This window comes from Aromatoleum diolicum, assembly GCF_012910955.1.
GTDB classification, from domain to species: Bacteria; Pseudomonadota; Gammaproteobacteria; order Burkholderiales; family Rhodocyclaceae; genus Aromatoleum; species Aromatoleum diolicum.
Genome location: NZ_WTVQ01000008.1, coordinates 14,461 through 37,431, shown reverse-complemented (window position 1 = coordinate 37,431; position 22,971 = coordinate 14,461). Strand labels below are relative to the sequence as shown.

Genomic DNA, 22,971 nt, shown 5'->3' with positions numbered 1-22,971 from the left:
CTGCTGGAAAAACAAGCGAAGAGCGGTTTCGCGAGCCGCCAGGATAGAGCGCGAAGCTTGGCACAACGCCCGCAGCAAGAGCTTCTTCAACAGCCTGAAGATCGAGTGTCGAGTGCGTCCATGGCATGCACTACGCGACCCGTAGCGACGCCATGAGCGATCTGTTCCACTGCATCGCCGGGTTATACAACCTGAGTCGCCACCACTCCACCTTGGGCTACATGTCTCCGACCACGTTCCTGCAAGACTGGGTTGAAAGACGGCGTCAGCAAGAAATGGCCGCATGAGGACCGCTCGTTGGACGGCGGAGAATGTAGCGCACCTCAGGGGGAATATCCGATGGACAATGACGCAAACGATCAGCCGAGGATGCGATACGACGCATTCATTTCCTACAGTCACGTCGCGGATGACCGGTTGGCTCCCCGGCTCCAGCGGGCCATCGAGCAACTCGACAAGCCTTGGTATCGCTGGCGCAGCATGCACGTGTTTCGCGACGAAACGGACCTCTCGGCAACTCCCGAAGGCTGGCCCGCGATCCAAGCAGCGCTCGCTGATTCGAGGTATTTCGTCTTTCTCGCGTCGCCACGCGCCGCGAACTCCAAATGGGTGATGCGAGAAGTCACATACTGGATGGAGAATCGCTCCTCCTCAACGCTCCTGATCGTTCTCACCGACGGCGAAATACTTTGGGACGACGGGCGTAACGACTTCGACTGGGAACGCACGAAAGCGCTGCCCAAGGTACTCGCGGGGAGATTCTCCAGTGAGCCGTTCTGGGTTGACTTGCGTTGGGCCGCCGGCAAACACCAACTCACGGTTCGCGACCCGCAGTTCCTGAAAGCTGCCGCGAAGATCGCGGCACCAGTCCGCGGATTGGACGTCGGCAAACTCATCAGTGAAGACTATCGCCAGCACAAGCGAACACTTCGGATTGCCTACGGTACTGGTGCCGCATTGCTCGTGTTCGCGGCGGCGGCCATTTGGCAATACGAACTCTCACAGACTGAGCGTTCCCTTGCATTGGTTGCGAGCAGCTATCGCGCCCTGTATCTGAATCCCCTGCAGGCCGCGGCTGACGCATATCGCGCGTCCGAGATCAAGCGCATGCCGGAGGCTGAGGAAGCGCTCGGCGCCGCCATCGAGGTGGCCAAACTCAGGCGCGACAACCGGAACGAAGAGGCACAGTTGAGGGGCATTGGCCCCGGTTACCTGATGGAACGATGGCGAGAAGGCGGGGTATTCACCAAGCTGCGACGCGATGGCCGCTACCTGCTCGTTGCAAGCGAAAGGGGCCAAAACGGCTCGGACCCGCCGGGCACGGTGTACTTGATCAGTCTCGACACTTTTCGAACCAACGAATTGCCGCCAGGCGCGCAAGCCCGCGGTCGCCGACTTGAATACATGGGTTTCAGCGCGTCCGGCGAAGAAATATTTGTTGCTCGCCAGTTCTATCTCGACGTCTTCGATATACACGGCAACCGGACGAGAAGCACGCAACTCGAATACCATGCCAAGCCGACGCACCTGATCGCCGGCATGTTTGGCTCGTACGTGCTGGTCGGGGATACCGTGGGGCACCTCATGCTGGCCGACACCGCCACTTCGGTCCGGCCCCAGCTGAAAGGAGGGCAGCACGGTGACGCGGCGCTGTTCATGGAGACGAATGTAAGGGGTACCCGGTCGATCGTGCTATTCGAATCAGGCAGGGCTGACCTAGTCGTCCTGGACGACCCCAAATCGCCAATCCAGCGCGAAGTTGCGAAGGACGGCATCATTTTCGCCGCGTTCAGCCCCTTGCCCGATTCAACGCGATTTCTCACTGCCAGCATACTTGGGGAAATCGGCGTATGGAGCTTCGATAACGGGGAACTCAAGCATCTCGCGACTCTGAATCATGGAAGAACGACGGTTCGAGCGGCAACCCTTACCGACGACGAACGACGCTTGGTGTCACTGGGCGACGACGACAGCTTCAGGTTATGGAATGCCGCTTCTGGCGCTCTGATTGGGTCGAGACCATAGCGGTACGCGCGCTCGGGACGCGAATCACCAACCTGCAGTGCGCTTGGCACCGCGAGGCGACCACACCTCCTACCACAAGGGCTTGCTCAGGTTCTCCGAAAAAGCGGAGAACATGATGTTGAAGCTGATGCTCACCCGCATCTCTTCGCTCTGGTTTGCGTCCACGGAGTGCTGCAGGTAGGACGGGAACATCAGCAAGGTGCCGCTGCGGACGTTCACCACCACCTGGTCGGTGTTTTCGGCGGTGAGTTCCACGACGGGCGGCCGGATGATGGTCGCTTGGGGTCTGGGGTCGTGGAAATTGATGCTGTCCGCACCCTGCGGCGCGCGGACGTAGTAGACGCCGCTCAGGAAGTTGTTCGGGTGCATGTGCATCCGATGTGCAGCGCCCGGGGCGAGGACATTGGCCCAGCAGCCGGTGATTTCGACGGCCTCGTAGCCCAGCCGCAGGAAGCGCGTCACGCTCTTCGCCAGACTGTCGACGCACGCGACCAGCTCGGCGAATTCCGGCCGTCGATGCAGCGTTTGTCCGGACTGCCAGCCCTGGCCGGGAGCAAGCGACGGCAAGTTGCGGCGCATCTCGTCCAGCACGGCGAGAAGCTTCGCGTCCATCGCGGCGTGAAGCTCCGGCCTCAGCTCGACCTTCCATACGAGGGTCGGGAACATCGGAATGACGTCCGACGCGCTCCAGCGGTTGATCTCTTGGGCCATGATTGGAGTTCACCGATTGGCCACCGCTCATCGGTGGCGACACATCAATGTGAAGGCGCGGAGGGAGCGAAGTTCCTCCTCCAATCAGGTATCTGCCGGCGGCCCGTCGACTGCCGCCCGCAGTCCTTGCGCAACGAAGCGCGTGCTCACCGCGCTTGGCGGTACGGGTGATGCTCCCGCCAGTGCCGCGCAACATCCACGCGCCGGCACACCCACACGCGCTCGTGCTTCTCGATGTGGTCGAGGAAGCGCTGCAGCGCGCGAAAGCGTCCGGGCCGGCCGAGCAGGCGGCAATGCATGCCGACGCTCATCATCGCCGGCCGCTCGTCCCCTTCCGCGTACATCACGTCGAACGCGTCGCGCAGGTATTCGAAGAACTCGTCACCGTGCGAGAAGCCCTGCGGCAGCGCGAAGCGCATGTCGTTGGTGTCGAGCGTGTAGGGCACGATCAGCTGCGGCACGGTTTCGCCGTTGGTCTTCGTCACGTCCATCCAGAACGGCAGGTCGTCACCGTAGTAGTCGGAGTCGTACAGGAAGCCGCCGAAGTCGGCGACCAGGCGGTGAGTGTTCGGCGAGTCGCGACCGGTGTACCAGCCGAGCGCGCGTTCGCCGGTCAGGCGTTCGATGATCTCCATGCCGATGCGCATGTGCTCGCGCTCGGTCGCTTCGTCGACGTTCTGGTAGTGGATCCAGCGCCAGCCGTGGCACGCGATCTCGTGACCCAGCTCGCGAAACGCCGCGGTCAGCTCGGGGTGGCGTTCGAGTGCCATCGACACGCCGAAGATCGTCAGCGGCAGGCCGCGCCGCTCGAACTCGCGCAGGAAGCGCCACACGCCGACGCGCGAGCCGTATTCGTAGATGCCTTCCATCGACAGGTGGCGGTCGGGGATGGCCGGCGGGCTGAAGAGCTCGGACAGGAACTGCTCGCTCGCCGGGTCGCCGTGCAGCACGCAGTTCTCGCCGCCTTCCTCGTAGTTCAGCACGAACTGCACCGCGACGCGCGCACGCCCGGGCCAGTTCGCATAGGGCGGGTTGCGGCCGTAGCCGACGAGGTCGCGGGGGTAGCGGGAATCGATCTTCATGGCGATTTACCTTTGTCAGTTGTGGCGGAAGCGCTTGCACGCGTCCCAGTTGTTCATCAGCAGCCAGTACGTCAGCCCGGCCGGGAGCAGGCTCGCGTACCAGGAAACGGCCGAAAAGCTCAGCGCAGTGACCGCGCCGACCCCGGTCGCGACGATGCCGGCCCAGTTGATGCCGCGGTACGGGCCGTCGGCGTCGTAGAAGTGCTGCAGGTTCAGCGTGCGCCGACGCAGGATGTAGTAATCGACGACCAGCACCGCGAAGATCGGGCCAAGGAAGGCCGAATAGGTCTGCACGAAGACCTGCAGGCCGGCGGCGGATTCGTCCTGGACCAGCACCCACGGGAAGGTCGCGAACGCGAGCAGGCCGACCAGTACGGCTGACTTGCGGAAGGACAGCTTGAACACGTCCATCAGCACGTAGGCCGGCGGCACGACGTTGTTCAGCACGTTGGTCGTGACCTGTGCGAACGCAATGAAGAGCAGCGTGATGACGAGCAGCGGCTTGTTGTCGACCGCGCTCGAGAACACCTTGATCGGGTCCGCGGTGCCGGTGGCGCCCGACACCATCAGGCCGATCAAGCCCATGAAGAGGGTCGCCGGCAGGATGCTCATCGAGTAGATCGTGGTCAGGGCGCCGCGCGTCACGTCCTTGTGGAGCTCGCGCGAGTAGTCGCTGACGTTGAGCATCATGGTGCTGTAGATCCCGAGGAACAGCATCGTCGCCCCCCAGAACGGCATGCCCCAGGTGCCTTCGATGCCGGTGATCTTCGCGTCGATCGCGCCGCCGAACTTCGTGATCACCGCATAGAACATGTACACCAGCGCGAACAGGATGAAGCCGCTGCCGATGTTCTCCAGCCACTTGATGCCGTGGAAGCCGTAGATCGACAGCGCGATTTGCAGCAGCTGGAAGGTGATGAACCAGACGACGAGGTTGTCGAAGCCGAACATCGTCGCCGACACCGCGTTCAGTGCGCCGGCACCGATCCAGCTCTGGAAGCCGAACCACACGACCGCAGGCACCGCACGCACGAAGCCCGGGAAGCGCGTACCGGCGAAGCCGAAGGCGCTCCTCGCCTGCACCATGAAGGGAATGCCGTACTTGTGGCCTGCCTCGCCGTTGATCGCCAGCGCAATGCCGATGACGAAACAGCCGATCGCGATCGCGGCCGCCGCCTGCAGCATGTTGAGCTGGCCGACGAGGCTCGAGCCCATCGCAAAGGTGCCGATGGACACGCAGCCGCCCAGCCACGCCAGCAGGTAGGACCAGCGGTCCATGATGCGGGTCTGTTGCGGTGCGAGCGATTCGTCGCCGGCCGCCTTGTGTTGTGCTTCGTCGGCAACACGGTCCGACGCGACGGCGACGCTCAACCGGGGCGCACCCATCTCTTGATCTGCGATTGCCATTGTCTGTCTCCGTCGTTGTGGATGCGCGCGGGCCGTGTCCTTGCGGCCCTGATGCGCCGAGGCTTTACTGGCCGGCCGGACTCATCTTGGGGGAGTCTCGGCGAGGGCTCAGGAACTCAGATGCTCGAACCGCCCGGTGAAGCGCTTGCCGGGAGGAAACGCCAGGTCGCCGTGCTTGCTCGTACCAAGCTTGAGACTGGCGAGCGTTTCGGCGAGCTTCACCGCCGCGGTAACGCCTTCGACGATCGGCAGGCCGACCGCGTCGCGGATCTCGTCGGCCAGATCCGCCATGCCGCCGCAGCCGAGCACGATCGCGCCGATGTTGTCCTCGGCCTTGGCGCGGCGACATTCCTCGACGATGCGGTCGAGTGCGCATGCGCCGTCGTCTTCGAGATCGAGCACCGGGATCTCGGCCGCGCGGACGCGGCGGCAGTGGTGCGCGAAGCCGTAGGACTGCAGCAGGTGCTCGGCGATGATGCCGGTGCGCGAGAGCGTGGTGACGATGGAGAAGCGCGTGCTGATCATCGTCGCAAGATGGAAGGCGGCCTCGGCGATGCCGATCACCGGCGCGCGCGTGAGTTCGCGCGCAGCGAGCAGCCCTGGATCGCCGAAGCACGCGATCACGTAGGCGTCGGTGCCCTCCTTTTCGCCCTTGCGCACCTCGTCGGCGACACCGACGGCGCTGATGGCCTCGTCGAAATGGCTTTCGATCGACACCGGCCCGCTGTCCGGATTGGTCGCGACGATGCGCGTGCCGGGGGCGGCGACGCGCTGCGCCGAGGCGCCGATCTTCTCGGTCATGCTGCGGGTGGTGTTGGGGTTGATGACACGTATCAGCATTGCTGTCTCCTATGTGTATACAGAGGGGTCGCTTCCTAGCGCAGCTTGGGGCGGCGCTGGGCGACCTCCTCGAGAATCTTCTTCAGGTCCGCCGCGACGGGTTCTTCCTCGACCAGCACGACGGTGCGTTCGACGTCGCGCAGGTGACGGTCCATCCAGCGCGTCGTGCCTTCGACGTCGCCCGCGGCGATGATCTCGATCACGTCGTCATGCTCGGAATGACGGCAGCTGGCGGTCTGCGGCGAGCCGTAGGTCGCGATCACGAGCGACGAGCGCGACACCAGCTGGGTCAGGAAGTCGGTCAGGGTCTCGTTGCCGGAGATGCGGATCAGGGCGACGTGGAACGCGCCCGACAGGTAGATCGACTCGCGCCAGTCACCGCGATCCTGCGCGGCATGTTCACGGCGCACCAGCTCGCGCAGTTCCTCGAGGGCAGCCGGCGTCGCCTTCGCGACGACCTGCGCAATCGCGCCGCACTCGATGATGCGGCGCGCGGAAAAGATGTCGCGCGCCTCGCCGACCGAAGGTTGCGCGACGGAGGCGCCGCGGTTCAGGCGCACGTCGACCAGGCGCTCGTGCGCGAGCCGCTGCAGCACCTTGCGGATGCTGGTGCGACTGACACCGTAGGTTTCGGCGAGCGTGTCCTCGGGAAGCTTGGTGCCGGGCGCGAGATGGTTCTCGACGATCGCGACGAACAGATTGCGATAGATCACCTCGTCGCGACCATTGCCGCCGAGTCCATCGTCCGCGCGTCCGGTTCCGAGTTCGGCTGATGCACGTTTTCCCATCATTGTCTCCATGTCCGGGCTGGACGCAGCCTGCCCGTCGTTAGAACCAGTCTAGAATCCATTTGTACACAATTCAATATTTTTTTGTATCCACAAAGACAATTCATCTCCTTCTCACGAGCCCCATTCTGTTACACCCATGGAACGCCCGTATTGGCGCGGATCTTTGAACGAGATTAAAAAACCTCTTGACTTCATCGATTGGATACACTTTTATATCACTACGGATACAGTTTATGAGTGCATAAGAGAAATTATACGCCCCGCACTCGACCCTGTAGGACCGCACAAACCACACAGCAAGCAGTCGCAGCACACCGCGACGATGAGGAGACAAACCATGTCAGAGCACTTGCCGGCGGGCTACAGCGACCGCCTGTACAACGAAGACCTCGGTCCATTGAAGGACAAGAACTGGAACTGGTACAACATCTTCGCGTTCTGGATGTCGGATGTTCATAGCGTTGGTGGATACGTTTTCGCCGGCAGTTTGTTCGCACTCGGCCTCACCAGCTGGCAGGTACTGGTGTCGCTGATCATCGGCATCTGCCTCGTCAACGTCCTGTGCAACTGGGTCGCACGGCCGAGCCAGCAGGCCGGCATCCCCTACCCGGTGGCCTGTCGCATGGCCTTCGGCGTATGGGGGGCGAACGTCCCGGCAATCATCCGCGGCCTGATCGCGGTGGCGTGGTACGGCATCCAGACCTTCCTTGCCTCGTCCGCACTCACCATCGTCATGCTGCGCTTCTTCCCCGGCCTCGAAAGCCTGGCGCATGACAGCTTCGCCGGCCTGTCGTATCTGGGCTGGCTGGGCTTCATGATCATGTGGGTGTTGCAGGCGATCGTGTTCTGGCACGGCATGGAAGCGATCAAGCGCTTCATCGACTGGGCCGGTCCGGCGGTGTACGTGGTGATGTTCCTGCTCGCGGGCTGGATCGTCTGGAAAGCCGGCATCGACAACATCAGCCTGAACCTGGGTGAAGTGAAGTACGAAGGCTGGAGTGTCGTCGGCCCGATGCTGACCGCGATCGCGCTGGTGGTGTCCTACTTCTCCGGCCCGATGCTGAACTTCGGCGACTTTTCGCGCTACGGCAAGACTTTCGACGAAGTGAAGCGCGGCAACTTCTGGGGCCTGCCGGTGAACTTCCTCGCCTTCTCGGTCGTCACCGTCGTCATCACCTCGGGCACGATCCCGGTGTTCGGCCACATGATCACCGACCCGATCGAAACGGTCAGCAAGATCGACAACACGATGGCCGCCGTGCTGGGCGCCTTCACTTTCGTAACGGCCACGATCGGCATCAATATCGTCGCCAATTTCGTGTCGCCGGCGTTTGACTTTTCCAATGTCGCCCCGAAGCACATCAGCTTCCGCACCGGCGGCTTCATCGCCGCGGTCGGCTCGATCTTCATCATGCCGTGGAATCTGTTCAACTCACCCGAAGTGATCCACTACACGCTCGACATGCTCGCCGCCTTCATCGGCCCGCTGTTCGGCATCCTGCTGGTGGACTTCTACCTCGTGCGCAATCGCAAGATCGTCGTCGATGATCTGTACAGCGACAAGCCGGGCGGCACCTACTGGTACGACAACGGCGTGAACAAGCGTGCAATGTGGGCGCTCGCCCCGGCGGTGCTGGTCGGCGTCGCGATCACCCTGTCGGGCACCAAGGTGCTCGCGGACTTCAACTGGTTCATCGGCTGCGCGCTCGGCGCCCTGTTCTACTACGTCGCAATGAAGGGCCAGACCGTCATCGACGAAGCGATGGAACCGGCCCCGGCACTCGCCAACGAATCGGCGTCCTGAGCCTGACCCCGCGGGCGGTCGGACGATCGCCCGCGCATCCCATCCCGATCACCTCCACCCCCCACAGAGAGACTAACCATGAGTAGTCACAACACCGGCGGCATCCGCATCGCCGAACCGGCCACCCTGCCCGACTGGGCGCTGCGCTCGGTCGATCTGGCCAACCCGCGCATCGGCGCCAAGGCGCTCTTCGCCTCCGACGACTTTTTCGCCGAAGTCTCGCGCATGCTGAACCCCGAGCCCGCCCAGTTCGTCCCCGGCAAGTACGACGACAACGGCAAGTGGATGGACGGCTGGGAAACCCGCCGCAAGCGCACCACCGGCCACGACTGGTGCTTCGTCAAACTCGGCCGCAAGGGCACGATCCGCGGCTTCGACGTCGACACCAGCCACTTCACCGGCAACTACGCGCCGGCCGTGTCGATCGAGGCGACCATCGCGGACAGCGACGACACGGCGGCGCTGAAAGACGCGAAGTGGACCGAGATCCTGCCTTCGACATCCCTATCCGGGAACAGCCACCACCTGCTGCGCGCGAATTCGGACGCCGCCTGGACCCACCTGCGCGTGAACATCTACCCTGACGGCGGCATCGCGCGGCTGCGCGTCTATGGCCAGCCGGTCGGCGTGTTCGAAGGCGCCGGCGACGCGCTCGTCGATCTCGTCGCGCTCGAAAACGGCGGTCGCCCGGTGGCGTGGAACGACGCGCATTTCGGTACCGCCTCGAACCTGATCCTGCCCGGGCGCGGCATCAACATGGGCGACGGCTGGGAAACCCGCCGCCGCCGCGAACCCGGTTCCGACTGGTGCATCCTGCAGCTGGGAGCGGCCGGCACGATCGAGAAGATCGAAGTCGATACCGCCCACTTCAAGGGCAACTACCCCGACCGCTGCTCGATCCAGGCTGCCGCAGTCTCCGGCGGCACCGACCAGTCCGTGATCACCCAGAGCATGTTCTGGCCGGTGCTGCTGCCCGAGCAGAAGCTGTCGATGGATGCGATCCACAGCTTCTCCGAGCAGATCGCGCAACTCGGCCCCGTCACCCACGTACGCCTCAACATCATCCCGGACGGTGGCGTCTCGCGCCTGCGCCTGTGGGGGAGAGTGAAGAAATGACCGAAACCATGATCCGGCTGCAAGTCGAACCGCTGACACGCGAGGCCTTCGCCTCCTTTGGCGACGTCATCGAGGCGAGCGACGCGGCGCACCACTTCACGATCAACGGCGGCAACACCGAGCGCTATCACGATCTCGCGAAGATCGAGCCGGGCTCTGACGGCCGCAGCATCGTGTCGATCTTCCGCGGCCAGCCGCGCGCGCTGCCCTTCACGGTCGAGATGGTGGAGCGCCACCCGCTCGGCAGCCAGGCCTTTGTGCCGCTGTCGGGCAGCCCCTATCTCGTCGTCGTCGCCCCCGCGGCCAATACGCCGGGCGTCGAGGATCTGCGTGTATTCCTCGCGCGCGGCGACCAGGGCGTCAACTACGCGCGCGGTGTCTGGCACCACCCGCTGCTCGCGCTCGACGGCGTCTCCGACTTCCTCGTGATCGATCGGGCGGGCGAAGGGCCAAACTGCGATGAAATCCGGCTCGACGAAGCGGGCGTGATCGAGTTCTAGCAAGAACGTGGCGGATTATGCCTTCGGCTAATCCGCCCTACGGCCCTAGCCGGAACGTAGCCGGCGCCGCGCGGGGTGTTGGCGGCGCGGCGAGGACTGTCTGAGCGGCCAGCGCGGAAGCGCGCTGCACCGCGCGCATTTGCGTCACCTCCGCCGCGCTGCGAAGCAGCAGCCGCAGAGCGAATACCCCCTGCGGCGCCGGCGGATTAGCACCACGTACTGAACCGCCCACCGCGTCGCCACCATGCCCCACCATGGTTCGCGCCTCGTCGTAAACGCACTGTGATAATGCGCGACCCCGTCGCGCTCTGCTCGCCGAAAATCGGCCGAAAGTCCCGCCAGCAGAGCCTTTCGGCCAATCTCATCTTACCTGGCATGTTTTCTGCAATTCCTGGCCTGACCGGTCTGACCAGTCAGATCACAGCACCCAGGAACTTACATGCCGAGCATCGCCAACGTCGCCGCCCAGGCGCTCCAGCGCCGCATCATCGACGGTGAATTCCCCGCCGGATCCGCCCTGCCGTCGCAGCGCGAACTCGCGGAGCAGCTCTCGATCAGCCGCGCCTCGCTGCGCGAAGCGATTTCCACGCTCGAAGCGCTCGGACTCGTCCGCTCCCAACCGAGCAAGGGCGTGTTCGTGACCGCCGGCAAGCGGCCGGACCCCGCCCACCCGCCGCGCGGCACCGCCTCGATGACCCCGCAGGCACTGTTCGAATTCCGCGCCGTGCTCGAACCGGCCTGGACCGGCCTTGCCGCGCAACGCATCGATGCCGCCGGACGCGAGCGTCTCGAATCGATCCAGCGCGGCATGGAAGACGCGCTGAAAGTCTGCGACCTCGTGATGGCCTCGGACTGGGACCTGCAATTCCACCTGTGCCTCGCCGAGCTCTCCGGCAACGCGGGCCTCGCCGGCGTCGCCGCGCAGTTCCGCGACCAGATCAGCCACAGCCTGCGCCTGCCGTTCTCCGATCCGACCGGCATCTGGGAACCCGCCGACGAGCACCGCCACATCATCGACGCGGTTCTCGCCGGCGACGCCGCGGCCGCCGAAGCCGCGATGCGCGAACACCTTTCCGCCGCCGCGAACCGCGTCGGCATTGCCTCCCCATTTCTTTGAACCCGCCCTCGCAAGGAGATTGTCCATGACTTCCCCCCGCCGCCCCTTCCTCCGCAGCCTGTGCGGTCTCGCCGCCGGCCTTGCCGTCGCCGCCACGCTCGGCGTCTCTAACGCCCGCGCCGACGTGCTCACCGACATCCAGAAAGCGGGCACCCTGCGCGTCGCCGTGCCGCAGGACTTTCCGCCCTTCGGCAGCGTCGGCACCGATCTGAAACCCCGCGGCTACGACATCGACATAGCCGCGCTGATCGCCAAGGAACTCGGCGTGAAGGTCGAACTGATCCCGGTGACGAGCACCAACCGCATCCCCTACCTCACCACCGGCAAGGCCGACCTCGTGATCTCCAGCCTCGGTAAGAATCCCGACCGCGAAAAGGTGATCGACTTTTCCGCCGCCTATGCGCCCTTCTTCAATGGTGTGTTCGGCCCCGAGGACGTCAAGCTCACCAAGGTCGAGGAGCTCGCCGGCAAGACCATCGGCGTGACCCGCGGCTCGGTGGAGGATCTGGAACTGACCAAGATCGCCCCGGCCACGGCGACGATCAAGCGCTTCGAGGACAACAACGCGACGATCTCCGCCTATCTGACCGGGCAAGTCCAGTTCGTCGCCACCGGCAACGTGGTCGCTGCGGCGGTCAATGAGATGACGAAACTGCGCCGCCTCGGCGCGAAGTTCCTGATCAAGAACTCGCCGTGCTACGTCGGCATCGCCAAGGGCGAGACCGCGCTGACGGCGAAGGTCAACGCGATCATCGCCAAGGCCCGCCAGGACGGCACGCTCAACGACATCGCCCAGCGCTGGCTCCACGCGCCGCTGCCGAAAGACCTGTAAGCCCCCCGGCCGGCAGGACGCGCGGTTTCCGCCGACGCGCGTCCTGCGCACCTGAACCGCCACCGTACGGAACCTGCAATGGCCTATCAATTCGATTTCGCGCCGGTGATCGACCACGCGGACCTGCTGCTCGCGGGCGCCGGCTTCACGCTGGCGCTCACCGCGGTCGGCGCGGTGTTCGGCATCGGCCTCGGCACCGCCGGAGCAATCTGCCGCGCGTGGAAGCTGCGCCCCTTCGATCGCCTCTTCGGCGTGTACGTGGAAGCGATCCGCAACACGCCCTTCCTCGTGCAGCTGTTCTTCATCTTCTTCGGCTTGCCCGCGCTCGGTGTCAGGATGGGCGAATGGCAGGCGGCGGTGCTGGCGATGGTGATCAACCTCGGCGCCTACTCCACCGAGATCATCCGCGCCGGCATCGAGGCAACGCCGCGCGGCCAGATCGAGGCGGCCCAGTCGCTCGCGCTGACGCGGCGGCAGATCTTCCGCCACGTGGTGCTGCGCCCCGCGCTCGCCAAGGTATGGCCGGCGCTCACCAGCCAGGTCATCATCGTCATGCTCGGCTCGGCGGTGTGCTCGCAGATCGCCACCGAGGAGCTGACTTTCGCCGCCAACTTCATCCAGTCGCGCAACTTCCGCGCCTTCGAAACCTACTTCCTCACCACCGCGCTGTATTTCGCGATGGCGCTGCTGATCCGCCAGTTGCTGATGCAGCTCGGCCGGCACGTCATCGTCGGGAGGGCACGCTGATGCTCGTCCAGTTCACGACCTGGGACATCGTCCGCAACCTGCTCGACGCGGCCAAATGGACGCTGGCGCTGTCGCTGATCGCCTTCGTGCTCGGCGGCCTCGTCGGTCTCGCGATCCTGTTCGCGCGCATCTCGAAGCACCGCGCGCTACAGGCTGCGACCAAGGCCTACATCGAGGTCTTCCAGGGAACGCCGCTGCTGATGCAGCTCTTCATCGTGTTCTTCGGCCTGTCGCTCGCCGGCATCGACGTCTCGCCGTGGCTCGCCGCCGCGGCAGGGCTGACGCTATTCACCAGCGCTTACCTCGCCGAAATCTGGCGCGGCTGCGTCGACGCGGTGCCGAAGGGCCAGTGGGAAGCCTCCGCGACGCTGGCACTGTCCTACACGCAGCAGATGCGCCACGTCATCCTGCCGCAGGCCCTGCGCATCGCGATCGCGCCCACCGTCGGCTTCTCGGTGCAGGTCGTCAAGGGCACCGCGGTAACCTCGATCATCGGCTTCACCGAACTGACCAAGACCGGCTCGATGCTCGCCAACGCCACCTTCGAGCCCTTCGTGGTGTTCGGCCTGGTGGCCGCCGGCTACTTCGCGCTGTGCTACCCGCTCTCGCTGTATGCGAAACGCCTTGAGAGGAAATTCCATGTCGCTCGTTAAGATCGCCGGGCTGCACAAGCACTTCGGCGCCAACCACGTCCTGAAGGGCATCGACCTCGACGTCGCCCGCGGCGACGTCGTCGCCCTCATCGGCCGCAGCGGCTCGGGCAAGAGCACCCTGCTGCGCACCATCAACGGCCTGGAAAGCATCGACAAGGGCGAACTGGTCGTCGACGGCACCGCGCTGCACGACGGCCGCGGCGACCTGCGCGCGCTGCGCCAGAAGGTCGGCATGGTGTTCCAGCAGTTCAACCTCTTCCCGCACCTCACCGCCGGACAGAACGTGATGCTCGCGCCGACGGTCGTCAAGGGCACGCCGAAACCGGAAGCCTGCGACATCGCCAAGGAAATGCTGCTGAAGGTCGGCCTCTCCGACAAGTTCGACAGCTATCCCGACCAGCTCTCCGGCGGCCAGCAGCAACGCGTCGCCATTGCCCGCGCGCTGGCAATGCAGCCCAAGGTCCTGCTGTGCGACGAGATCACCTCGGCACTCGACCCGGAGCTGGTCAGCGAAGTCCTCGCGGTGGTCCGCCAGCTCGCCACCGAAGGCATGACGCTGATCATGGTGACGCACGAGATGCGCTTCGCGCGCGAGGTCGGCAACAAGCTGATCTTCATGCACCACGGCCGCATCCACGAAAGCGGCGACCCGAAGACCGTGTTCGCCGATCCGCAGACGCCGGAGCTCGCGAACTTCGTCGGCGCGGTGCAGGCGGCATGAGGGCGGGCGGATGACGGCCGGCACAGGCACTCCACCGCGCCGGCGACGGCCCGCGGCGAGCAATTCGTTCATCGTTTCGCCTGGTCCGGATTCACTTGGGGATCGTCACCCGAGCCGCCAGCGACGGCCTGGAGACGTTGCCAGCCGAGGGCCCGGAGCCGGGCTGCGTAACGGAACGCGGCGATCCACGGCGAGGCGGCGAGGTCGAGCAGGTCCGCGTTCGAGACGTGGGTCGAAAAACTGCGCGTGCCCGGAAACGCGAGCCAGCGCGCCGGCAGTTCGGCGAGGAATTCGCGCAATCCGGCGTCGATCAGCGGCAGGTCGGGCGCAATCGATCCGGCGAGGTCGCGGACCACGCCGGACAAGGACAGCCAACTCTTGCGGAACAGCGCGAGGTCCTCGCCGAAACCGGCGGCACGAGCAAGCGCGAGTTCGTCGAGCAATGCGAGCAGCCAGTCGAATCCCGGAACGCGTCCTGCGAGCACGAGGCGGTCGAGCGAGCGCTCGACGATGCCGGCAAGGACGGGATCGTCCTCCGCGCAAGTGCCGAGCGCCGCGACCGCCTTGCGGATCTTCGCCGGATCGAACGTGAGCCCGCCGAGCGCGATCGCGAGCAGGGCTTCGCGATCCGACTTCGACACCCGGGCCACCAGGCTCCAGTCGAGCACGGCGAGCCGCCCGTCGTCGGCGACGAGCAGGTTTCCGCCGTGCAGGTCGCCGTGAAACACGGCGGGGTCGGCCCGCGTCCAGAACGGCTTCGCGAGCAGCGCGCGAACGACGGTTTCGGCGAGTTCGCGCCGCTGTGCCGCCGTCAGGGACGCATCGGTCAGCTTCGGCCCAAAGACCCGCTCCATCGCAGTGACGCGCGGCGAGCACCACGGCAGTACCCGGGGCACCAGAACTTTCGGCTCGTCGGCATAGAAGGCGGCGGCCGTCCGCATATGCTTTTGCTCGACATCGAGCCGGATCTCCTGCGTCAGCAGGCGCTGGACGCCGGCCAGGGTGTCACGGTAATCGAGGCGCGGAAGATCCAGATCCGCCGCGCGCTGCTCGATGAAGGCGGCCAGATCCGGCAGCACCGCGAGTTCCCCGGCGAGCCGCGCCTCGACGCCGGGCCGGAGCACCTTGAAGACGCCGTGATGCCGTCGCCCCTCGTCTTCGTACGTGAACGGCAGCACCACGGCGACGCTGCCTTCGGCGAGCGGCGCGGACGCGACCGTGACGGGAAGCTCGTCGCCAAGTTCGGCGCGCAGCCGATCGAGGATCGGTTCGAGCGACGCGGTCGCCGGCATCGATTCGAGCGATTGCAGATGACGGCGCAGTTCGGGATCGAGCCCGGGCTGGCGCGCGAGCACCTGGCCGAGCTTGTGCAGCGTCGGACACTGCGCGAGCAGTGCGACGAGCCGCCGCGCGGGCGAGGCGTCCTCACCCAGGGCGAGCTGGTCGAGCAGGATTTCAGCGAGTCTTCCGGGCGGCAGGCGATCGAGGAAGAACATCGTGGCTTCTTCCACGAGCGGACGCCATGGCGCGAGCGAAGGGGGCAGCAGCTCGTGCAGCCCGATAGACTCCAGCCACTCCGCGTCCAGTACGTCCTCGGCGGGCGAAACCCGATCCGCTCCGCTGCGCCGGTCCTCGTCACCCATCTCGCCTCCTCGTTCGCCGTGTCCCGAGGAGCGAGACACCGCTCAGCACATCGGGCTTCCGCCTCGCATCGCCGGAGCCCACCGCCGAGCAAGGCCGCTCAGGCGAAGATGCCCCACCAGCGCAGCGTCTGGCTGAAGTGTTGACGTACCGCTTCGGCCGCGGCCTGCTCGTCGCCGCCGATGACCGCCTCGATGATCACCAGATGTTCTTCCATCGCTGGCACGATGCGGTCGGGCAGCAGCGGCCGCGAATGCTGCATCACCGAGATGCGGTCGCGGTTCTGCGCGTAGATCTCGCGCACCGTCGCATTGCCGAGCGCATCCGACAGCGTCGCGTGCAGCGCCCAGTCGACCGCCATCGCCTCGCGCTGCAACGATGCCGTAATGCCGGTGCGCGCCGCCTCGAGCAGGCGCAGATGGACTTCGCGCAGTTCGGCGAGACGCTTGCCGTCGCCCAGACGCACGAGTCGCCGCGCCCCTTCCTGGTCGAAGATCAGGCGCAGGTCGAAGTACTCGCGGACCAAATCCGGCGTCGCCTCCATCACCGCGACGCCGCGCTTCGGCAGCACGTTCAGCAAGCCCGCCGACTCGGCGCGTTTCACCGCCTCGCGTACCGGCGCCAGCGGCAGATCCACCATCCGCGCCAGGTCGGGCATCGACACGAACTGGCCGGCACGCAGTTGACCGGTGGTCAGCTGAGTCTTCAGCGCGTTGAATGCCTTTTCGGCAAGCAGCAAACCATCACCGTCCGGCATGTTCATATGTTTGCCCTTTACTAAGATGAGCAAATGGTACACGCCTGCCGCGTCAGGGCAAATGTCGGCTGCCATGTGATGACCGTCCATAAAAAAATTTTTTATTGACTAATAAGTGACACTCTAACTAACATGTCAGTACACATTTGAGAACGCATTCGCGGCTGACACATCGATCCGGTGCCTGCTGTACGGATGGCCGAACCCGGGGAACGCCACGACTTTCCCCGACGACGCGGCAAACGAACGGTTGCGACGACGCAGCCTCCATCATCCAGGTTCGCGAGGTGAACCATGCATAAACGCTTTCACAAGACCCTGTTCGGCCAGGTCGTCATCGCACTGATCCTTGGCGTCATCGTCGGCTTCGTATGGCCGGAGTTCTCCGTCAAACTCAAACCCCTCGGCGACGGCTTCATCAAGCTGATCAAGATGATCATCGCCCCGCTCGTGTTCTGTGTCGTCGTCCACGGCATCTGCAGCACCGGCGACCTGAAGAAGGTTGGCCGCGTCGGCGTCAAGGCGCTGGTCTATTTCGAGATCGTCACCACTTTTGCGCTGGCGCTCGGCATCCTGCTCGCCTACGCGCTGCAGCCCGGCGTCGGCATGAACGTGGATCCGAATTCGCTCGACGCCTCGGCGATGAGCGGCCTGTCCGATCGCGTGCAGCAGGCGACCAGCACCGTCGACTTTCTGCTGAAGATCATCCCCGCGACCTTCATCGACGCCTTCGCAAAAGGCGACATCCTGCAAGTGCTGCTGATCGCGATCCTGTTCGGTTGCGCCGTCGCGGCACTCGGCGAACGCGGCCGTCCGGTCACCGCGGCGATCGACAGCCTGTCGCACGTGTTCTTCAAGCTGATCGGCTTCATCGTCAAGCTCGCCCCGCTCGGCGTGCTCGGCGCCATCGCCTTCACCGTCGGCAAGTACGGCATCGGCTCGCTGAAGCAGCTCGGCATGCTGGTCGCGCTGTTCTACATCACCTGCACGATCTTCGTCGTCGGCATCCTCGGCCTCATCCTGCGCCTGGCCGGCTTCAACATCTTCAAACTGCTGCGCTACCTGCGCGAAGAGCTGCTGGTGGTGCTCGGCACGGCCTCGTCCGACTCCGTGCTGCCGCAGGTGATGCGCAAGCTCGAGCTGATGGGCATCAAGGATTCGACCGTCGGCCTCGTCATCCCCACCGGCTATTCCTTCAACCTCGATGGCTTCTCCATCTACCTGACGCTCGCCGCGGTCTTCATCGCCCAGGCCACCAATACGCCGCTGTCGATGGTCGACCTGCTGACCATCCTCGCGATCTCGCTGGTGACGTCCAAGGGTGCCCACGGCGTGCCGGGCTCGGCGATCGTGATCCTCGCCGCGACGCTCAGCGCGATTCCGGCGATTCCCGCGATCGGGCTCGTGCTGGTGCTGTCGGTCGACTGGTTCATGGGCATGGCTCGCGCGCTGACCAACATGATCGGCAACTGCGTCGCCACCGTCGTCGTCGGCGTGTGGGAGAAGGACATCGACCGCCAGCGCGCGCACCGGGTCCTCAACCGCGAGGTCATCGTCGATCTGAACTCGTCCGCCGCCGAGCCGCTCACGCAATCCGCGATCAGCACCACGCTCCCGGAACCGATGGTCACCGTGCCGGCCCGCGCCTGAGCCCCGCACACCCGCGGTCGCCCCGTCCGGCCGCGGGCACCCAATCCCCCAAAACCTCCCAAACCCGACAAGGACAAAACCATGAGTCACAACACCGGCAGCATCCGCATCGCCGAACCGGCCACCCTGCCCGACTGGGCGCTGCGCTCGGTCGATCTGGCCAACCCGCGCATCGGTGCCAAGGCGCTCTTCGCCTCCGACGACTTTTTCGCCGAAGTCTCGCGCATGCTGAACCCCGAGCCTGCCCAGTTCGTCCCGGGCAAGTACGACGACAACGGCAAGTGGATGGACGGCTGGGAAACCCGCCGCAAGCGCAGCACCGGCCACGACTGGTGCTTCGTGAAATTGGGTCGCAAGGGCACGATCCGCGGCTTCGACGTCGACACCAGCCACTTCACCGGCAACTACGCGCCGGCCGTGTCGATCGAGGCCACCGTCTCGGACAGCGACGACACGGCGGCGCTGAAGGACGCGAAGTGGACCGAGATCCTGCCTTCGACATCCCTATCCGGGAACAGCCACCACGTGCTGCGCGCGAATTCGGACGCCGCCTGGACCCACCTGCGCGTGAACATCTACCCTGACGGCGGCATCGCGCGGCTGCGCGTCTATGGCCAGCCGGTCGGCGTGTTCGAAGGCGCGGGCGATGCGCTCGTCGACCTCGTCGCGCTCGAAAACGGCGGTCGCCCGGTGGCGTGGAACGACGCGCATTTCGGCACCGCCTCGAACCTGATCCTGCCCGGGCGCGGCATCAACATGGGCGACGGCTGGGAAACCCGCCGCCGCCGCGAACCCGGCGCCGACTGGTGCATCCTGCAGCTGGGGGCGGCCGGCACGATCGAGAAGATCGAAGTCGATACCGCCCACTTCAAGGGCAACTACCCCGACCGCTGCTCGATCCAGGCCGCCGCAGTCTCCGGCGGCACCGACCAGTCGGTGATCACCCAGAGCATGTTCTGGCCGGTGCTGCTGCCCGAGCAGAAACTGTCGATGGACGCGATCCATGCGTTCGCCGAACAGATCGCCAGGCTCGGCCCGGTCACCCACGTGCGCCTCAACATCATCCCGGACGGCGGCGTCTCGCGCCTGCGCCTGTGGGGCAAGGTGGCACGATGAACGCGCCGGCCCCGGGCGCCGCCGCGGTGCTGTCAGGAACGCGAACGATCGTCGCCGAAGCGCTGACGCCCGAGGCGTTTGCGCCTTTCGGCGACGTCATCGAGGCAAGCGACGCCGTGCGCCACTTCCCGATCAACGGCGGCAACACCGAGCGCTACCATGATCTGGCGGATGTCGACGCCGGCCCGGGCGGGCGCGTCATCATCTCGATCTTTCGCGGCCAACCGCGCGCGATGCCCTTCCCGATCGAGATGATGGAACGCCACCCGCTCGGCAGCCAGGCCTTTGTGCCGATGTCGGGGCGTCCCTACCTCGTCGTCGTCGCCCCGGCGGGCGATGCGCCGAGCGGCGGAGATCTGCGCGTGTTCCTCGCGCGCGCTGACCAGGGGGTGAATTACGCACGCGGCGTATGGCACCACCCGCTGCTCGCCCTCGACGGCGTGTCGGACTTCCTCGTCGTCGACCGCGCCGGCGACGGCCACAACTGCGACGAGGTTGAGCTCGATCACACGGTATTGATCGCACCGCCCCGCTGAACCCGGCGTCCGGCCGCCACGCCGGACGCCCCCCTGCAGCGTGTCCCCAAACTTCAAGCTCGGCAATCAACCAACTCGCAGCCAATCATGCTTCTCGGCCTTGCCCTCTTCTATGTCGGTGCGGTGTTGATCCTCAACGGCCTGTGGATGCTCGGCCGCATCGGCGACCGCGAGATCCCGCTGATCAACTTCTTCGCCGGCGGCGTCACGCTGCTCGTCTCGCTCAAGCTCGCGTTCGGCGAAGGTGCCGACGCCGCGTCGATCAAGGCCGCCGCGCTGTCGCTGCTGTTTTCCTTCACGTACTTGTGGGTCGCGTTCAACCGCCACAACGGCGCCGACGGTCGCGGGCTCGGCTGGTTCAGCCTGTTCGTCGCAATCACCGCCATACCCGTCTCGATCGAGACGCTGGCCGGCGCACATTCTGGCTGGGACCTTTGGCTGGGCGCATCCTGGGCCGCGTGGAGCGGACTATGGCTGCTATTCTTCCTGCTGCTCGCGCTGCAGAAACCACTCTCGCGCCTCGCCGCATGGACCGCGATCGTCCAGGGCGTGTTCACCGGCTGGCTGCCAGGTTATCTGCTGCTCACTGGCACAATCGGCTGACCCGGCGCAGGTTTCCTGCGCCGCCGGTGCTCACCGCCGCGTCAGCAGCAGCCCGCACTCCAGATGGTGGGTGTACGGAAACTGGTCGAACACCGCGGCCGCGCTGACCGCATGGGTGGACTGCAGGGCGGCGACGTTTTCCTGCAAGGTTTGCGGATTGCACGAGATGTACAGGATGCGCTCGAAGCCGGCCGCGAGCGCGAGCGTCGGCGCATCGAGACCGCTGCGCGGCGGATCGACGAACAGCGTCGAAAAGCGATAGCTGTCGAGGTCGATGTCCTGCATGCGGCGGAATTCGCGGGTGCGCGCGAGTGCGCCGCTGATTTCGTCGCTGGACATGCGCACCATCGCGACGTTGTCGATGCCGTTGGCCTCGAGATTGTAGTGCGCGGCATTCACGGACGACTTGCTGACTTCGGTGGCGAGCACGCGACCGAACAGCGGCGCCAGTGCGATCGTGAAATTGCCGTTGCCGCAGTACAGTTCCAGCAGATCGCCGCCGAGGCCGGCCGCCTGCTCGCACGCCCAGCCGAGCATCTGCCGGTTCACGCCGCCGTTGGGCTGCGTGAAGCTCCCTTCGACCTGCTTGTAGCGCAGGCTGCGGCCGTTCAAGTCGAACTGTTCCAGCACCCAGTCGCGGTCCAGCACGATCTTCTGCTTGCGGCTGCGTCCGATCAGCTGCACGCCCAGTTTGGCCGCGAGCTCCCGTGCGGCGGCCTCCCAGCGTTCGTCGAGCGGTCGGTGGTAGATCAGGCCGATCATCAGCTCACCGCTCAGTGTCGCGAGAAACTCCACCTGAAACAGGCTGCGCTTCAGAACCTCGTTGCCCTGCAGAAGCTCGCGCAGGCGCGGCATCGCCGTGCAGATCGATTCCACAGCGACAGGGAAGTCGTCAATCACCACCGGCTGCTTCGGGTCGGCCGCGGCGAACATTGCGTAATCGACCCGATCGCCTTCGTGCCACATGCGGAATTCGGCGCGCAGGCGATAATGCAGCGCCGCCGAACGAAAGACCGCAGGCTCGGGCACGCCGAAGGGAGCGAAGTCACGCTTGAATTGGGACACTTTCTCCGCCAGTAGTGACGGGTACTGGACGGGGTCGATTCGGGTCAGGGGCATGGTGTTCGTGGCTGTCGGGGCCGTTCCGCGCCGAAGGGGGCACTTCGTTGGCCGAGCGCGGAATATACGCCTGTCGGCCGCGCAGAGCGATCCCGACGGCTGTGGCCGCTGCGCCCGCGGCAGCGGGAAATGATGTCAGCGGTATCGGTGGTGCCGCGGTCGGGTGGGGACCTTGCTCGCTCGGCTCGCCCCCCGACTCCGCTCTCGCCGCATTTTTTTGCACCTTCATTCCGACGTGCTGTCATTACACGCACCGCCCACCGTGCGGGCCCACCCAATCCGAGACCCGTCCATGCTTCGTACCCTCAACGACCTTTTTCGCACGTTGTTCGACGCACCGGCCCCCGTCGACGCACCGTCGAGTGTGCATTCCCTGCAACTGGCGACCGCCGTCCTGCTCGTCGAAGTGATGCGCAGCGACGCGCAGGTCGGCGCCGAGGAACGTCAGGCCGTGCTCGCGGCGCTGCGCGACAAGTTCGCGCTCGCCGACGACGAACTCGCCCGCCTGTTCGAACTCGCTGAAACCGAGGCGCAGAACGCGACCGATTTCTATCGCTTCACCTCGAAGATCAACAAGGGCTTCAGCGCCGAACAGAAACTGCGCGTCGTCGAATTCCTGTGGCGCGTCGCGCTCGCGGACAGCCACTTGAGTCATCACGAAAACCATCTGATGCGCCGGCTCGGCGACCTGCTCCACATTCCCCATGCCGACTACGTCGCGGCCAAACAACGCGCACGCGAACAGATGACGGTGCGCGAGACATCCGCTGAGCGGACACCAGGCGACCAGCCCCGCTGACCACCTAGCGCGAACGACCGTCAAAGTGCTTGACGGGAAGCGACGCGAGCTTGACCCCCTCGAGGCACCGGACGTTGATCGCCGCCATGCGATTGCCCGCGGGATCGGTGCCCTCGCCAAACGGATGAATGCCGCAGGTCGGGCAGAAGCGATGCTTGATCGTGTGGGTATTGAAGGTATAGGTGCTGAGGTTTTCCTCTGGCGTGAGCACGCGAAGTTTGTCGCGGGGAACGAACCAGAGCAGCGCACCCTTGCGGGTGCACATCGAGCAATTGCAGTCCATGACTTGCATGAGTTCGCCTTCGACTTCGAAAGCAACCTGACCACAATGGCAGCTACCTTTGTAGATCATCAACCAGCTCCTTTCATCGGAATCGGCCCCGACCGCTAACGCACCTGCGGGA

Annotated in this window: 23 protein-coding genes; 14 read left to right on the top strand and 9 right to left on the bottom strand. The window is 65.2% G+C overall.

Features of this window, described 5'->3' with window-relative positions; translation table 11 throughout:
• Positions 1 to 339: 339 nt before the first annotated feature.
• Positions 340 to 2,025, top strand: coding sequence for a TIR domain-containing protein (locus GPA25_RS06630; protein WP_169259585.1), 1,686 nt, complete (start codon positions 340 to 342; stop codon positions 2,023 to 2,025).
• A 69-nt stretch (positions 2,026 to 2,094) separates the two neighbouring features.
• On the opposite strand, the gene GPA25_RS06625 is transcribed toward GPA25_RS06630, so the two are convergent.
• From GPA25_RS06625 to GPA25_RS06605, 5 genes are all read right to left on the bottom strand, one after another.
• Positions 2,095 to 2,736, bottom strand: coding sequence for a 2OG-Fe(II) oxygenase family protein (locus GPA25_RS06625; protein ID WP_169259584.1), 642 nt, complete (start codon positions 2,734 to 2,736; stop codon positions 2,095 to 2,097).
• A 146-nt stretch (positions 2,737 to 2,882) separates the two neighbouring features.
• A complete protein-coding gene (puuE, locus tag GPA25_RS06620) occupies positions 2,883 to 3,818 on the bottom strand; it encodes an allantoinase PuuE (protein WP_169259583.1) in 936 nt (311 codons plus the stop codon).
• Between the two features lie 15 nt (positions 3,819 to 3,833).
• Positions 3,834 to 5,225, bottom strand: coding sequence for an NCS1 family transporter (locus GPA25_RS06615; protein ID WP_169259582.1), 1,392 nt, complete (start codon positions 5,223 to 5,225; stop codon positions 3,834 to 3,836).
• A gap of 108 nt (positions 5,226 to 5,333) precedes the next feature.
• Complete coding sequence (locus tag GPA25_RS06610) at positions 5,334 to 6,065, bottom strand: aspartate/glutamate racemase family protein (protein ID WP_169259581.1); 732 nt, start codon at positions 6,063 to 6,065, stop codon at positions 5,334 to 5,336.
• Positions 6,066 to 6,100: 35 nt separating this feature from the next.
• The gene (locus GPA25_RS06605) at positions 6,101 to 6,853 is read right to left on the bottom strand and encodes a GntR family transcriptional regulator (RefSeq protein WP_246265424.1); all 753 of its coding nucleotides are present in this window, start codon (positions 6,851 to 6,853) and stop codon (positions 6,101 to 6,103) included.
• Positions 6,854 to 7,193: 340 nt separating this feature from the next.
• On the opposite strand from GPA25_RS06605, the gene GPA25_RS06600 reads away from it, so the two are divergent.
• From GPA25_RS06600 to GPA25_RS06565, 8 genes are all read left to right on the top strand, one after another.
• Positions 7,194 to 8,660, top strand: coding sequence for an NCS1 family nucleobase:cation symporter-1 (locus GPA25_RS06600; protein WP_169259579.1), 1,467 nt, complete (start codon positions 7,194 to 7,196; stop codon positions 8,658 to 8,660).
• A 78-nt stretch (positions 8,661 to 8,738) separates the two neighbouring features.
• Positions 8,739 to 9,776 carry an allantoicase gene (gene alc, locus GPA25_RS06595; protein ID WP_169259578.1) on the top strand — a complete coding sequence of 346 codons (1,038 nt, stop codon included), beginning with the start codon at positions 8,739 to 8,741 and terminating at the stop codon, positions 9,774 to 9,776.
• The gene (locus GPA25_RS06590) at positions 9,773 to 10,276 is read left to right on the top strand and encodes an ureidoglycolate lyase (protein ID WP_169259577.1); all 504 of its coding nucleotides are present in this window, start codon (positions 9,773 to 9,775) and stop codon (positions 10,274 to 10,276) included. Before alc (GPA25_RS06595) ends, GPA25_RS06590 begins: the two co-directional genes overlap by 4 nt.
• 439 nt (positions 10,277 to 10,715) lie before the next feature.
• Entirely contained in the window at positions 10,716 to 11,393 is a 678-nt protein-coding gene (locus GPA25_RS06585) for a FadR/GntR family transcriptional regulator (protein ID WP_169259576.1), read from the top strand.
• A gap of 25 nt (positions 11,394 to 11,418) precedes the next feature.
• A complete protein-coding gene (locus GPA25_RS06580) occupies positions 11,419 to 12,225 on the top strand; it encodes a transporter substrate-binding domain-containing protein (RefSeq protein WP_169259575.1) in 807 nt (268 codons plus the stop codon).
• A gap of 78 nt (positions 12,226 to 12,303) precedes the next feature.
• Positions 12,304 to 12,972: an amino acid ABC transporter permease gene (locus GPA25_RS06575; protein WP_169259574.1), complete on the top strand. Its 669-nt coding sequence runs from the start codon at positions 12,304 to 12,306 to the stop codon at positions 12,970 to 12,972.
• Positions 12,972 to 13,625, top strand: a complete 654-nt coding sequence (locus GPA25_RS06570; protein WP_169259573.1) for an amino acid ABC transporter permease — start codon at positions 12,972 to 12,974, stop codon at positions 13,623 to 13,625. Before GPA25_RS06575 ends, GPA25_RS06570 begins: the two co-directional genes overlap by 1 nt.
• Positions 13,612 to 14,346: an amino acid ABC transporter ATP-binding protein gene (locus GPA25_RS06565; protein ID WP_169259572.1), complete on the top strand. Its 735-nt coding sequence runs from the start codon at positions 13,612 to 13,614 to the stop codon at positions 14,344 to 14,346. The genes GPA25_RS06570 and GPA25_RS06565 overlap by 14 nt, the downstream gene beginning before the upstream one ends.
• 68 nt (positions 14,347 to 14,414) lie before the next feature.
• Here GPA25_RS06565 and GPA25_RS06560 read toward each other — a convergent pair whose 3' ends face one another.
• Positions 14,415 to 15,989, bottom strand: a complete 1,575-nt coding sequence (locus GPA25_RS06560; RefSeq protein WP_169259571.1) for an AarF/ABC1/UbiB kinase family protein — start codon at positions 15,987 to 15,989, stop codon at positions 14,415 to 14,417.
• A gap of 98 nt (positions 15,990 to 16,087) precedes the next feature.
• Positions 16,088 to 16,750 (bottom strand): GntR family transcriptional regulator, encoded by a 663-nt coding sequence (locus GPA25_RS06555; RefSeq protein WP_211162981.1) that lies wholly within the window; start codon positions 16,748 to 16,750, stop codon positions 16,088 to 16,090.
• 288 nt (positions 16,751 to 17,038) lie between these two features.
• Here GPA25_RS06555 and GPA25_RS06550 point away from each other — a divergent pair, with 288 nt between their 5' ends.
• From GPA25_RS06550 to GPA25_RS06535, 4 genes are all read left to right on the top strand, one after another.
• Positions 17,039 to 18,394 (top strand): C4-dicarboxylate transporter DctA, encoded by a 1,356-nt coding sequence (locus GPA25_RS06550; protein ID WP_169259570.1) that lies wholly within the window; start codon positions 17,039 to 17,041, stop codon positions 18,392 to 18,394.
• A gap of 81 nt (positions 18,395 to 18,475) precedes the next feature.
• Positions 18,476 to 19,510, top strand: coding sequence for an allantoicase (alc, locus tag GPA25_RS06545; RefSeq protein WP_169259569.1), 1,035 nt, complete (start codon positions 18,476 to 18,478; stop codon positions 19,508 to 19,510).
• On the top strand, positions 19,507 to 20,046 hold the full coding sequence (locus tag GPA25_RS06540) for an ureidoglycolate lyase (protein ID WP_169259568.1): 540 nt from the start codon (positions 19,507 to 19,509) through the stop codon (positions 20,044 to 20,046). Before alc (GPA25_RS06545) ends, GPA25_RS06540 begins: the two co-directional genes overlap by 4 nt.
• A gap of 87 nt (positions 20,047 to 20,133) precedes the next feature.
• A complete protein-coding gene (locus GPA25_RS06535; protein ID WP_169259567.1) occupies positions 20,134 to 20,649 on the top strand; it encodes an AmiS/UreI family transporter in 516 nt (171 codons plus the stop codon).
• Positions 20,650 to 20,679: 30 nt separating this feature from the next.
• On the opposite strand, the gene trmA is transcribed toward GPA25_RS06535, so the two are convergent.
• Entirely contained in the window at positions 20,680 to 21,768 is a 1,089-nt protein-coding gene (gene trmA / locus GPA25_RS06530) for a tRNA (uridine(54)-C5)-methyltransferase TrmA (protein ID WP_169259566.1), read from the bottom strand.
• A gap of 292 nt (positions 21,769 to 22,060) precedes the next feature.
• On the opposite strand from trmA, the gene GPA25_RS06525 reads away from it, so the two are divergent.
• Complete coding sequence (locus GPA25_RS06525; RefSeq protein ID WP_169259565.1) at positions 22,061 to 22,567, top strand: tellurite resistance TerB family protein; 507 nt, start codon at positions 22,061 to 22,063, stop codon at positions 22,565 to 22,567.
• 4 nt (positions 22,568 to 22,571) lie between these two features.
• Here the strand turns inward: GPA25_RS06525 and GPA25_RS06520 are convergent, their stop codons facing one another.
• Entirely contained in the window at positions 22,572 to 22,919 is a 348-nt protein-coding gene (locus tag GPA25_RS06520; protein WP_169259564.1) for a GFA family protein, read from the bottom strand.
• Positions 22,920 to 22,971: the final 52 nt, after the last annotated feature.